At 55.7% G+C, this 12,697-nt stretch carries 12 protein-coding genes and 4 pseudogenes; 9 read left to right on the top strand and 7 right to left on the bottom strand.

Features of this window, described 5'->3' with window-relative positions; translation table 11 throughout:
• A pseudogene (locus ABJO75_RS17460) lies at window positions 1-263 on the top strand (ISKra4 family transposase); the annotation flags it as partial.
• A 41-nt stretch (window positions 264-304) separates the two neighbouring features.
• Here ABJO75_RS17460 and ABJO75_RS17455 read toward each other — a convergent pair.
• Together ABJO75_RS17455 and ABJO75_RS17450 are read right to left on the bottom strand one after the other, a co-directional pair.
• Window positions 305-709 carry a transposase gene (locus ABJO75_RS17455; RefSeq protein WP_348123830.1) on the bottom strand — a complete coding sequence of 135 codons (405 nt, stop codon included), beginning with the start codon at window positions 707-709 and terminating at the stop codon, window positions 305-307.
• Between the two features lie 59 nt (window positions 710-768).
• Window positions 769-882, bottom strand: a pseudogene (locus ABJO75_RS17450) (IS110 family transposase); the annotation flags it as partial.
• 127 nt (window positions 883-1,009) lie between these two features.
• Here ABJO75_RS17450 and ABJO75_RS17445 point away from each other — a divergent pair.
• Window positions 1,010-1,978 (top strand): annotated as a pseudogene (locus tag ABJO75_RS17445) (IS110 family transposase); the annotation flags it as partial.
• 466 nt (window positions 1,979-2,444) lie between these two features.
• Here the strand turns inward: ABJO75_RS17445 and ABJO75_RS17440 are convergent.
• Window positions 2,445-2,609 (bottom strand): annotated as a pseudogene (locus ABJO75_RS17440) (IS6 family transposase); the annotation flags it as partial.
• 150 nt (window positions 2,610-2,759) lie between these two features.
• Here ABJO75_RS17440 and ABJO75_RS17435 point away from each other — a divergent pair.
• Window positions 2,760-4,118: a mechanosensitive ion channel domain-containing protein gene (locus ABJO75_RS17435; protein WP_348123828.1), complete on the top strand. Its 1,359-nt coding sequence runs from the start codon at window positions 2,760-2,762 to the stop codon at window positions 4,116-4,118.
• 440 nt (window positions 4,119-4,558) lie between these two features.
• Here ABJO75_RS17435 and ABJO75_RS17430 read toward each other — a convergent pair whose 3' ends face one another.
• On the bottom strand, window positions 4,559-5,440 hold the full coding sequence (locus ABJO75_RS17430; protein ID WP_348123826.1) for a LysR family transcriptional regulator: 882 nt from the start codon (window positions 5,438-5,440) through the stop codon (window positions 4,559-4,561).
• A 100-nt stretch (window positions 5,441-5,540) separates the two neighbouring features.
• Here ABJO75_RS17430 and ABJO75_RS17425 point away from each other — a divergent pair, with 100 nt between their 5' ends.
• From ABJO75_RS17425 to ABJO75_RS17410, 4 genes are read left to right on the top strand one after another with little or no spacing between them, the layout of a single operon-like run.
• Complete coding sequence (locus tag ABJO75_RS17425) at window positions 5,541-6,347, top strand: class I SAM-dependent methyltransferase (protein WP_348123825.1); 807 nt, start codon at window positions 5,541-5,543, stop codon at window positions 6,345-6,347.
• Window positions 6,344-7,042: a DUF2306 domain-containing protein gene (locus tag ABJO75_RS17420; RefSeq protein ID WP_348123823.1), complete on the top strand. Its 699-nt coding sequence runs from the start codon at window positions 6,344-6,346 to the stop codon at window positions 7,040-7,042. Before ABJO75_RS17425 ends, ABJO75_RS17420 begins: the two co-directional genes overlap by 4 nt.
• 1 nt (window position 7,043) lies before the next feature.
• Window positions 7,044-7,466 carry a DUF6326 family protein gene (locus tag ABJO75_RS17415; RefSeq protein WP_348123822.1) on the top strand — a complete coding sequence of 141 codons (423 nt, stop codon included), beginning with the start codon at window positions 7,044-7,046 and terminating at the stop codon, window positions 7,464-7,466.
• A gap of 46 nt (window positions 7,467-7,512) precedes the next feature.
• On the top strand, window positions 7,513-8,004 hold the full coding sequence (locus ABJO75_RS17410) for a class I SAM-dependent methyltransferase (RefSeq protein WP_348123820.1): 492 nt from the start codon (window positions 7,513-7,515) through the stop codon (window positions 8,002-8,004).
• Between the two features lie 701 nt (window positions 8,005-8,705).
• Here the strand turns inward: ABJO75_RS17410 and ABJO75_RS17405 are convergent.
• The gene (locus ABJO75_RS17405; RefSeq protein WP_348123819.1) at window positions 8,706-9,566 is read right to left on the bottom strand and encodes a DUF4394 domain-containing protein; all 861 of its coding nucleotides are present in this window, start codon (window positions 9,564-9,566) and stop codon (window positions 8,706-8,708) included.
• Window positions 9,567-9,723: 157 nt separating this feature from the next.
• On the opposite strand from ABJO75_RS17405, the gene ABJO75_RS17400 reads away from it, so the two are divergent.
• Complete coding sequence (locus ABJO75_RS17400; protein ID WP_348123817.1) at window positions 9,724-10,308, top strand: sigma-70 family RNA polymerase sigma factor; 585 nt, start codon at window positions 9,724-9,726, stop codon at window positions 10,306-10,308.
• Window positions 10,305-11,003: an anti-sigma factor gene (locus tag ABJO75_RS17395; RefSeq protein WP_348123815.1), complete on the top strand. Its 699-nt coding sequence runs from the start codon at window positions 10,305-10,307 to the stop codon at window positions 11,001-11,003. Before ABJO75_RS17400 ends, ABJO75_RS17395 begins: the two co-directional genes overlap by 4 nt.
• Window positions 11,004-11,907: 904 nt before the next feature.
• On the opposite strand, the gene ABJO75_RS17390 is transcribed toward ABJO75_RS17395, so the two are convergent.
• Together ABJO75_RS17390 and ABJO75_RS17385 are read right to left on the bottom strand one after the other, a co-directional pair.
• Complete coding sequence (locus ABJO75_RS17390; protein WP_348123813.1) at window positions 11,908-12,480, bottom strand: YSC84-related protein; 573 nt, start codon at window positions 12,478-12,480, stop codon at window positions 11,908-11,910.
• A 93-nt stretch (window positions 12,481-12,573) separates the two neighbouring features.
• On the bottom strand, window positions 12,574-12,697 hold a 124-nt coding region (locus ABJO75_RS17385), incomplete at its 5' end, for a transposase (RefSeq protein WP_333483675.1).

Raw genomic sequence — 12,697 nt, 5'->3', positions numbered from 1 at the left:
GGGCGCTTTCTCGTTGCCAATTCCTGTACAGCTATCTTGCAAACAACATGGGTTCGCTCACAAACTATGGATGGCGATATCGCCGGGGCTTGCCGATTTCAACGTCTCGGGCCGAAGGCTGCGTCGATGACATTGGAAATGCGCGCATGGGCAAGCGCAGACGCATGCGATGGTCGCCAGAAGGTGCACACAACGTAGCCGTAGCGAGAGCCGCTGCCCTCGACGGGCGCTTGACCGACTCATATACTGCATTCGCTGCGTAGACCCCCAACTTTTGCCCACTCCCAAATGCTAAGTCTCATGGTTAAGTGCACAACCATGTCGCAGAAATCATTGAGCTCCGAGTCTTGGCGTTAACTGCTACGTGACACCCATTGCTCCGACGCGAGAGCGTGGAAAAGTCAGGCACTGCGATCGCAACCCCCAGCAGCCTCGCAATGGAGCGCCTCAAGCCGTGTATTTGACGCAGCGGTTGCTTGAAGACCATGCCCAGCGTCAGGCCCACCTCAATCGCCAGATCAGAGTAGTGCGGCTGTCCGCCGCGCGTGGTTCGGCGTGGAGCCGACCACAAGGAAAGTGCGTCTTCGCTGATCCAGACAGTCAGATCACCGCGCTGCCGCAGGCCTTCGTTGTATTCAGCCCAGTTGGTCACCCGATGCCTTCGCTTCGGGCTCTTGTCACGATGATCAGCGTTGAACTTGTGCGGCATTCACAACATCCTGAAGGGTACAAACCGCATCAATATCAGCTACGGGGCGATCCCTGCAACAAAGCCGTCCGAGACAGCTTCTTGCGTAACACAACCGAGCCATCTGCAGCAGCGCCATGCAAATGAAAAACTCTCTTGGCCAGGTCGACCCCAATCAGTGTAACATCATCCATGGATACCCTCCTCGTTGCTTGGTGATACGTCACCATTCTGGCACATTGCGATGCCGTTGAGCGGGGGTATCCACATGGTGTAATCGCGGGTGCGAGTCGTCTCGAGCAGACCTGAAGAGGGCTTGGTGGCCAGCGTGTTTGGCGTGGAAAGTGTGTTTCCGATCCGAAGCGCATTGCCCAGATTGTTCGAAAACGCGCACCGGAAACCAAACGCATTGTTTTTGAGACCGGCCCCTTGTCGGTTTGGTTTTACCATGCCCTCCGTGCGGAAGGTTTGCCTGCGATCTGCATTGATGCGCGGCATGCCAAAGCAGCCCTCAACATGGCTGCGAACAAAACCGATGCAAATGATGCGGATGGCTTGGCACACCTTGCTGAGGTGGGGTTCTACCGAGAAGTGCGCGTCAAAGGCTTTGACAGTATGTTGGCACGCACCCTCGTGGCGGCCCGAACCAAGCTGGTCCAAATTGCCACCGACCTCTCAAACCAGATCCGGGGCCTCATGAAAACGTTTGGCTTGGTTGTTCCTTCGGGCAAAGGACGGACCTTCGAGAAGAATGTCCGCAATCTACTGACCGATCAGGGTGATCTCGCTCGCATCCTGTTACCGATACTGGACGCATGGCACAGCATCCGCACGCGCGCAGCGGAACTGACAAAAATGCTTCTCGCCGGTGCACGCCAAAGCCCAGCCTGTCAGCTCTTGATGACCATCCCTGGGGTAGGCGCAATTACCGCGACCTCTTTCGCCACCGCAATTGAAGACCCTGAAAACTTCAAGAACTCCCGCGCAGTTGGCGCCTGGCTTGGCCTGACGACCCGACGTTATCAGTCAGGGGAGGTGGACTATGGCGGGCGCATCTCCCGCCGAGGAGATGCCCACGTGCGGGGGCTTCTCTACGAGGCGGCCCTGGTCATCTTGACCCGCAGTTCGGCGGACAGCGACCTGCGCAACTGGGGACTCAGGCTCAGGGAACGCCTCGGCTTCAAACGCGCGGCCGTTGCTGTGGCCCGCAAACTCGCAGTCACAATGCATGCGATGCTCAGGACTGGCACAGTGTTTGACCGCACCATCGACGCACAAGTCGCGCCGTAATTTATCAATAGTGCTTGCAACTCTGAGCGCAGCGAGACGTCCCTGCCTGGACGTGGGTCAGGTCATTCCGATTGATGGCATGCACAGCTGGATCAGCACAGTGCGGTATCCACCTTGGAAAACCTTCCCGCGAAAACCCATCATGCGGCGACTGAGTGTCGACCGCGAAGACGACCATGCACCGGGCATACGAATACCCAAGGCGTGTCACCAGAGGTTGCCAAGCTCAAAAAGGCTGATGCGACACTGGAACCGTCGATGTTCCGGACAGTAAGGCTTTGCAGAAAAGGCTTGCAAAACCGATCGCGATTAGACGACACCATTAACGCCGCGGAGATACATGCATCTTTCGAAAAGGGTCGGATTGTTTCACAAGCTGATGCTTGCGCGTTATTCCATCATCAAAGATCGTTTCCACCGAAATTTGAACATCCATCACTGTTCACCGTCAAAAGACTCAGAATAGCACAAACAACCGACCCCCGGGTTTTGACCACTTCCCGCCCCGATCGGCGAGAAGATGCTCGACATCTGCTGTGCCGAGCGCGAAGTGATGGTAGACCCAGACGGCATATGCGACGATCTCACAAGGAAAACGGTAGCCTTTCAGGCGCGGCATGGAGGATGGCATTTCATACCCAACGCCTAACTAGGCACCGCTCCGCAATCAGGTTGGCAATCCCCGGGGGCATTCACGCCATCACTTAGGGCCAAAATTGAAACGCACAGCTGTGGCTGATCAAGGTGCCTAACAGGCGTTCAACAAAGCAGGGTGGACCCTATGGATAAAGAAGAACAGACGATCGTTGAGCGAGAGTTCGAGGAAATGACGTCTACGGCCACTGACTATTTGCTTCTTGCTTTCGAATGGCTGCGCGAGAACCTACTGACATTTGAGTCGGTGTACCAACTGGCCGTTCTGGCGGTAACGTTGTTTCTGGCGTTGCTGCTGCGCCGCCGGTTCAAGCTCGTCCTGGAAAACCTGAGCAAGCAGAGAACGCTTGGATCTGCTGTACAGCGCCTCATTCGCACTCTCGCCGCGATTTCGATGCCTGTTGTGTGGGTTATTCTCCTCAGCCTTTCGAAGGCTGTATTCGAGGGGCTGGGCCTGCCGATCCAGCTTTTGAGGCTGGTGATCAGTCTCTTGCTGGCGTTTATCGTAATTCGGACGGTATCGATCTTCATCCCGTCAGCATATTGGAGTCAGGTATTCTCCTGGATCGCGTGGATTGCCGCTGCATTGAATGCAGTGGGACTCTTGGATGTCGCGATCGAATGGCTGCAACGGACCGGGCTGAATGTCGGACCGGTCAGCATCACGGGCTGGGCCGTTGTCAAGGGACTGATGTTGACCTTCGTGCTGCTCTGGGGTGCCAATGCGCTCACGGCCATGATCGAACGCAGGCTTCAGACTGTGGACAAGATGAGCTCTGCCTTGAGACTTCTGGTCGTAAGACTTCTCCGTATGGTTCTGCTTGTCCTTGCTGTTGTCGTAGCACTTTCAGCAATCGGGGTGGATCTGACAGCATTCGCAATTTTCTCTGGTGCTCTTGGTATCGGTGTTGGGCTGGGATTGCGAAGCACATTCGAGAATCTTCTCGCCAGCTACACACTGTTAGCAGACCAATCCGTCAAACCTGGCGACGTGATAGAAATCGAAACCAAATTCGGACCTACCTACGGGGAGGTGCGAAAGATGACGACGCGATATGTTTCTGTACGTACCCGCGACGGCACGGAGACCCTGATCCCGAATGAGGTCTTGATCGCGAACCCTCTGACCAATTGGTCCCACTCCGACAAACCCACTCGAAGACGCATTCCCGTAGGGGTCTCTTATGGGTCAGACATCGAATTGGCACGCAAGTTGTGTCTTGAGGCAGCCGACGAGTCCCCACGTGTTCTCAGCGACCCAAGGGCGAACTGTCTGATGCGCGCGTTCGGTGACAGTTCCATAGATCTGGAATTGCGTTTCTGGATCAATGATCCGGAAAACGGCGTCGCCAACGTTGCCAGCGAAGTGATGCTGAACATCTGGAAAAAGTTTCAGGAGAATGACATCGAGGTTCCCTATCCTCAACAAGACCTGTACATGCGCAACACCGTTCGGATCGCCAGCGAGGAAAACCCATCAGGGTAGTGTCGCAAAGTTTCCGCCCAAGCGAAGGTAGCTCAACTAGCGGACACACCTATCCTGCGAGCGCTGCGAACTGCCAGAACTCTCTGACTGTTTAAACTGACCTTTCCGGATCATATGCGCGACTTCGATCCCGGCAAGAGTAGTAGACGCTGAGTTCAGCGATTTGAAGTGAGCAGCCCCACATGACTGATCCATGTTAAAAAGTTAGTGCATTATTGGCCGTTGGTCCATCGGGATGATGGCCTCTGGCGCTGGTGGGCGGTTATTGGACCAAAGCTAAAGGCCCGCGCCTTCGAAAATCAGAAAACAGAAGCCAAGATTGGCGTCCGGGTTCTCAACCGGATGACCGGACTTGGCCGCCCAAGTGTTGAACGCACCGCCTAAAATCCGTTTCGGGTAGGGCGCGTTCTGAGTTGACGTTGATCTATGCAACACGGTCGTCATAGACCATTTGCTATGAGGTCGAACACGAGCCTGATCCCTGGGTTGGTTCTCAGTTCCCGGTGAGCGACCAGCCAAGTTTCGATCTCGATCTGCTCGAAATCGAGGAACGGGTTCTCCAGCTCCGGATAGGCTTCGCCGATATCAACCGGCAGAATTCCGATCCCCAGTCCTTGCCGGATGAGCGCAACGGAAAGTGTCACGCTTGATGTGAGGAAGTTGAAGTTCGCCGTTGTGAGCTCGATCCCGCGCGATGCCATGAGTGGTAGCCGTTGTTCGGGCGCATCGAACCCGACGAAGTGCATCTTCGCGAGATCAGCCGCATTCGACGGACGGCCGACTTCGTCCAGATACTGCTTCGATGCGTAGAGCTGGCCCGCCGTGTCGCGCAGCCGTTTGGCGAACAGGTTTTCGTCCTGCGGGCGCTTGTGCCGGATCGCGATGTCAGCTTCGCGCCGCCGCAGATCGCTGGTTTCATTCGAAGCGATGATCTCGATCTGAAGGTCGGGTGCCCTGGTCCGCAGGTCCTTGAGCACCCGCGGCAGGAAGTAGGTCGCCATCCCGTTGGTGGCAGCAATCACCACCTTGCCCGTGACGGCTTCAGACTGTCCGGTCGCCGTCAGAGAAATGCGGTTCGCGGCATCTCCCATGCCGCGAAAGTGCTCCAGCAACTCCGTTCCGGCCTGCGTCAGAAGCAGTGCGCGTGACGTCCGCTCGAACAGGGTCACACCGAGTGCTTCTTCAAGACCCGCAACTTGGCGACTGAGGGTCGGTTGCGTCAAGCCAAGAGCGCGGGCGGCAGCCGACAGCGACCCTTCTTCAGCGGTCACGAGAAACGCGCGCGCTTGGTTCCAATCGAACGCTGATCGTTGCCACTCCATGATCCGCGTATACCAGACCCAAAATAATGCGCAATTTCGTATTGAACGCAGCTAGTCCAGAACGGTATCGACAACGATCTTGGCCGAACGGAACCTTGCGATGCGTATATCCAAACGAAGATGGACAGCTTCTTCCACACCCATCGCATTGCAAAGCATCCCTATCGCGAGCGGTGGCTTCGGGTCTTGGGAGATCGCTCTGCGTCGTCGTATGCACACCGCAGGAGACCTCGCCGGTCTGTACGATCATACGTCCAAGAACTGGGCACGTACCTCGCGTCGCTTCCGGCTCGAAACGGCGTACCGCGATCCGCTGTTCGCAAGCGGTGTGGCGGAAGCGCTCACCAGGCCGGACGCTCGGGTCCTCGATTGTGGAATAGGAAGCGGTAGCCTCTCATTGGCGCTCGCAAGCATCACGACGGAAGCGCCTGACTACCACGGCATCGATACGTCCGGCGCGATGCTTTCCGCGGCAGACGCCGAGCTGCGCCGCGCAGGAACTGTAGCCCAGCTTCGACAGTCAGACGTCCGTGCGATCCCGTATCCCGATTGCAGGTTCGACGTCGTGATGGCGGCGCACCTCCTCGAACACCTTCCCGAGCCTGAGGTCGCGCTCAGTGAGATGGTTCGCGTGCTCAAACCTGGCGGCATCTTGTTTGCCTGCATGACACGACGGTCCGTATTCGGGACATTCGTGCAGCTCCGCTGGCGCACCTGGATGGTAAGCGAACGCCAGGGCATCGCCTGGCTGCGAGAAAGTGGCCTGAAGGACATCGGGGTTCAGCCGATCCAACTGGGGTTCGGGGCAGGCCGGGCCAGCACGGCTTTCTGGGCGTTAAAGCCCGTTGGGACTGTCGGCGCGTCGCGGAATGAAGATGTCACGCCCCTTGGGGGACCCTTGCGATGAAGCTTCTGCGCCGATCCGAATGGGCTCTGCTCGCGTTCATACTGGTCTACTCGTCCGTACCCACCGTCGGTGGACTGATCCGCGTGCTCGAACTGGCTGGTGGTCCGACCATCGCGCCCCCCAACCCACGCGCCCTGGCCGATCCACTTCCGATCACCGTGCACATCCTGACCAGCTTCGTGTTCTGCCTCGCCGGGGCGCTTCAATTCCTGCCGAGCATCAAACGCCAGCACCCGGCAGTCCATCGCATCAACGGGCGCGTCGTCGCCATCGCTGGATGCATGTCAGCCGCAACAGGCCTGTGGATGACCCATGACTACACTTTCCCGGCGGGTCTTCAGGGGAGCCTTCTCTACTGGGTCAGAATTGTGCTGGGATCTTCGATGATGGTTCTAATCGTGTGGGCGGTGATTGCGATCCGATCTCGCGACAGGTTCCGACACACCGCTTCGATTCTGCGCGCATACGCGATCGGTCAGGGTGCGTCGACGCAGACGGTGATGGGGATCGCCTGGATCGTCTTCGCCGGGTCGGAGGCGACCGGGCCGGTGCGCGACGCCATCATGGTGTCTGCGTGGATCCTCAACCTAGCGGTCGCGGAGATTCTGATCAGGCGTTTGCCGAAGCCCGGGACGCGGCGGACTGGATCGGCAAGGCAGCGATCTGTTATTGATCGTGCGAAGGGAACGGTTTGATATGAACGCCTCTCAGCGAGATCAACGCGTGTTCCTCACGGTGCTCTGGATCTTTAACGTACTGAACTTCTTCGCCAGAGACATTCACGAACTGGGCCCACCAGGCATGCCGGAACAGATGATGTCGGGCGTGATTGGCGGAATCAAAATAACCGAAGCCTTGATGCTTCTGGGCGGTGCAATGATCGAGATTCCCATCCTCATGGCTGTTCTTGCCCTGGCGCTTCCTCGACGCATCAACCGGTGGACCAACGCCTGTGCCTGCCTCCTCACGGCAGCCATGATTATCGCGGCCAACCTCAATCCGGACCTCGACAACCTGATCTTCATGATCATCCAGCTGATTGCGCTGGTCATCATTACCTGCGTCGCATGGTGCTGGTCGGAAGATCAGTTGCCTGACGTTTCAGCTCGATTTCGATAGCTATGCCGATCGCAGGCCAACACGTTGAAAATGCAGAAAAGACAGAATGAGCAAATCACAAAATTTTTGGGATCAATCCGCTAGCAACTATGACAACACAGAAGAGAAATTTGAGTCCATTCATAGTCGCAGCCGCGGAAACACAAAAAGATACCTGAAGGATACCGACATTGTGTTGGACTACGGTTGTGGAACAGCCACGACGGCCTGCGAGATTTCCGGCTTGGTCCAGAGCGTGCGCGCGATTGATATTTCAACCGGGATGATCGAAATTGCAAAGGGAAAGGCCGCAGCAGGCGGCGTCGTCAACGTTGATTTCGAACAAGCTGACATCTTCGATGAAGAGTTCGAGAGTGGTTCATTCGATGTGGTGTTAGCATTCAACATGCTGCACACAGTGCCTGAACCGGAAAGTGTTGTGCAAAGAACGATTGAGCTTCTGAAGCCTGGCGGGTGTTTACTTCTGCGACACCTTGCTTGGGCGGCAAAAAGTCAGCCTTGGTTTCGCTGCAAATTCTGCTGGTCAGAGCGTTGTTAAAGTTAGGGGTTATCCCAATCCCCATTCGACAACTCAAGAGTGCAGACTTGGACGATCTGATGGAAGATGAGAGGTTCCAGGTCATTGAGACTGAGGCAATTTTCAAGGGTGCATCTAGCAATTTTACGGTTGTAAAGAAGGTATCCTATTCAGCGTCCTGAAGACCGGGTCTGGAACGCAAACGAAGAAATGGATGTCCTCCGCCATGTTGTGGCGGTGGGCTTTTCTTTTTGGAGATGCATGCGATGTAATCTAGCACGTCCGACCGAGTTGAAGCAGATGCGCAATTGTCGGAGGTCATGAAAAACGCCTTTGTCGCTCGTTAGCGAAATCCAGTCGTTCAAGTATGAACTGAGGATGTCCGCTTCGTCCGCGAGTTGCCTGACCGAACGGAGTGCCGCGAAAGCACCGTCTCGGTTCCAGCCCGAAAGACGCACATGAGCGACCGGAATGACGACACGCGCTGCGTTGCAACAACAAAGTGCTGCATCAGCGAACGGCGTCTCAAATCTCGATGACAATACCGGGTCAGTTCTCAGTGGCATTTAACATGGTAAGCAGGCCCATGTTCCAAAAGTCTGCGACCGAACCGCGAAAGCGACCGCTTTCTCCGCTGCAACCGAAATCCCCCGGCTCGAAAACCGGGGGTCCTATGTGCGCAGTTACAGGAAAGGTCGGCAATTGACCTTACGTACTCATACTCACATACCCTGTGAAACAGCGAAGCCTGTAAAGCCGCCCATGCCGAGGTCGGCCAGATTGGTCAACGCACCAGAGGCCAAATCGACCGCGTACAATCCGGCCGTAGCCTCACCATCGATCTGAAGGACAGCATATGCCATGTCGGTCCCTTCGGCGGGCGACACGATGTCAAAACCGCCCGCATCGATGACGTCGACAGCTTCACCATCGACGGTCAGCAGGCCGACTGTTACAAGCTCGCCGGCGTTATTGGCCAACGTAACAAGCGCGTTTGCGCGGGCGTCCAGCGCATATTGCGCCGTCGATTCAGCCGTCGCGCCTGCGATTGCATTTGTGTAGGCGTTCGCAAAGATCAGCGGGTCTGCACCGGTGGAATTGTCGCCGTCCATGTAAAACGCATCGGTAAAGCGGCGCACGGAATTTGCACGCTCGTCATTGTCACCGAAGCCGTCTGGGAAATAGACAAGATTGGCACCATCCGCTCCTACGGCCCGCACAGCATCTATCTGATTGTTAAAGTCGAATGCGACAGCTCCGTCTCCAATCGCGGCGTCGTCCATGAACGTCGCGCCAAGATCGGTCAAGGCACCCGTCATAGCGTTCACTTCATAGACCATTCCGTCAGCAAACCCGATCAGCTGGCCTGTAACAGGACGATATGCAATTGCGCGCAACGGCATTTCAAGCGCAAAGGTCTGCACCTCACCCGGTGATGCAATACTGGCCATAGTGACGAGTGTGGCACCGTCTTCCGCGAGCGCATAGCCCATTGTTCCTGCGTGACCGTCTGCAAAAGTGGGTGCGGCGAGCGCACCTGTCACGGCGGCGGTCAGGGCAAAGGCTGAAATCTGAGTATTCATCGGTATCTCCTAGTAGTGCGCTGCCAGACGTTGTGTCTGCCAGTTCACAGGAGGCACGAAGAGGAGCGGGAGAAAGTTTCACGGACTAGGTAAAATTTTCTGAAACGGTGAACACATTGGTCAAGCTCGTGTTTTCCAGATACGAAGTGAGTAACGAATGCACGCCTATAGCCTGCGCCCTTGTTGGATTGCTATGACACAGGACCAGAGACATGAAATAGAAAGGTTGATTGCTCAAATTGCTCTGGGCAATCAAGACGCGTTTTCTCGTCTTTATGATGCAACCAGCGGGAAAATTTTGGCCGTTTGCATGCGTGTCTTGTCCGAACGCGCAGCGGCAGAGGATGCAATGCAAGAGGTATATGTCAAAGTCTGGAAGAATGCTGACCGGTATCAGGTCACGGGCCATTCGCCGATGACATGGCTAATTACGATTGCGCGCAACACGTCGATTGATCGTCTGCGTTCGAGAAGATCCGAAGACGACATTGCAGTCAACGGTGAGCGCATCGCGGCACCCGGACCATCGCCGGAACAATCTGCAATCGCAGCGTCGGATTCCAGGCGGATTGTAGGTTGCATGGACGAACTAGAAGCAGACAAACGCTCCGCAATTTCGGGCGCGTATCTTGATGGAAAGAGTTACAAAGACCTGTCTGACCAGTTTGACGTTCCTCTCAACACCATGCGGACGTGGCTGCGTCGCGGTATTGCCGCCCTTCGGGAGTGTATGTCGCGATGACCTCAGAACTATCATCAGAAGAGCGTGAACTATTGGCCGCCGAATATGCCCTGGGGCTGCTTACAGGTGCTGATCTGACTCAGGCACGGCAAATGGAAACTACTGACTCAGAGTTTGTACGGTTGGTGACCGATTGGGAGATCAGGCTCGCGGCTCTGACCAACGATCTGACTAATGAGACACCCAGCCCCTCTGTCAAGAAGGCATTGCTCGCCGAGGTTTTCCCGCAGAGAATGCGGCAGCCATTTTTCAAGCGGTTGTGGGCCTGGCAAGCGGGTGTCGCTTTTGGTTTATTAATGTTGGCTGCTGTCATTGCGTTCGACTTTAGAACACCCGATCAAACCACGGGACCGCTCTATGCAGCTGAGATCACAGCCGACGCAGGGGATTTCAGGGTCGTCGCTGTGGTCGATAAATCCACTGACGAAATGTTTCTGACGCGCACTTTGGGGTCTGCCCCCGAGGGTCGTATTCTACAAGTCTGGGCGCATGGCGAAGGTGAACCTACAATCTCCGTGGGTCTATGGCCGGAAGGTGATACGATCCGACTGCCCATGCCCGAAGCGATTGCCGCCGTCGAAGGTATTCTGACAATCGGAGTCAGCGAAGAGCCCCCCGGCGGGTCCACGACTGGCTTGCCGTCTGGGCGCATATTCGGAACCGTCAATATACCGGATGTCTTCGGCCAGCTCTAGCTGCTGTTTTACAGTTATTGATCAGTCAACACACTTCAGCGACAGATTGATTGCAGACTAAAACGACCCAGACCGTGTAGAAACTCGGCGAGGTTTGAAAATGCGTCGGGGTTTCGACGGATCGGAGATTCTTTCTGGAAATCCTGATCCATGGCGCGATTGCGGTTCTGACGGCTTGTGCGGGGCTCTGAAGTCGGCTTTCAGGCTGACATGCGGCGCGACAAACTGGATGAGATATACTGATACGTGCTGGATCGCCGGTCAATTACGGGTCCGTAGCCGCAATTAACGCTGCTCATGACCACCGCGTGTCTTGCGGCGAGGCGACGACCACTTCCTGGCCACATCATCTGACACCCATACGGTCAAATCACCACGCAGCCGAAGGCTTTCGTTCTACTCTGATGCGTTTGCCACCCGATACCGTGCCTTTTCAAACTTGTCCCGACGGGTATCATTGAATTTATGGGGCATCGATCGTCGCTCGCCTCATAGAAAACACTGGGAATACTTCGAGCGGCCGATCCCTGCAACACGGTCAGGCAACTGCAGGAATCCGGCGCGAAACATAATCATCAAAAACCGCCCGAGTGGCGCAGGCGCCCGGTGTACGGGTGCCTGTGGTTGTCAGTTCCTGTAACGTTACTGCCCCGCGTGGCTGGACGTGTTCATGTTCTTCACCTGTGCCAGCAACTCAGTTCATCATTAGTGGACCCAATGAAGGCAGACCCCTGACGGCCAGTGAACGACTGACCGGCTGACGCCGGTAGCATCATTTTGCGGAATGTAATTCCATTGAGAACTGACCCGGTATTTTCACCGAGTATTGTTCTGCCAACTACACATTATCCGCAGAGAGGTTCCATTTTGCCCCGCTCAACTTTTTGGGGAGACGCAACTCCTGTCAGATGTCCATACGATTGATCTTGGTCCCATCCACGGTCAAATCCAAACGCGCTCCTTTTTCGTCAAATACAAAAACGACAATACTGGAGTTTGAAGCAGTTATATTGGTCTGTGCGGATGAGCTTTCGTCCATGACCGTGATTTCACTTTGGGCGGTTACCTCGTAGTCATCTTTGGCGGTGAAGTCTTCGAGCGCAGCCTGCGTCATAAACATGGCAACATAGCCATGAGTCTCAAAGCCCATCTGCGCACCAAAAGACAAGCTTGTTGTGCGATAGTAGGCGATACTTTTGCCATCCTCTCGCAAGACACCCTTCCCGCGTTTGCCACCGATGCCTGCCAGTCCGGTTTCCGTTACCTTCGGAAAGATCAACATGGCCAGAGCCGTACTTGAGAGGGTCTTTGCCTCTGTATTGCTGTCCAATAGCGCTTGTAAAACTTTATCTGATGCCATGTCGATTTCGGCGCGTTCCGCGAGGTTTTCAGCCGCGACGCCTTGCGCGCCTGCATACAATGCGAAACTGGCTACGATACCGAACTTTAGAAATTTGCGACGGTTTTGGTGTAGCATGATATGATCCAATCCATTGATGATAGCTGTGACTGGCAGGCAAACATCGCCTAAGAAATCAATTCTATGCCCTGCCGACCCTAGGGTCAGGACTCATAGCCAATAGATGACGGTTGCCGCTAGCGCGATTGCGGAGAGGAAGACCTTCGGGCACCTGTCGTATCGGGTCGCGACCCGTCTCCAATCTTTCAACCTGCCGAACATGATCTCGATGCGA

The organism is Sedimentitalea sp., from assembly GCF_039973035.1.
Lineage (GTDB): Bacteria > Pseudomonadota > Alphaproteobacteria > Rhodobacterales > Rhodobacteraceae > Sedimentitalea.
This window is presented reverse-complemented; position numbering and strand designations above follow the sequence as displayed.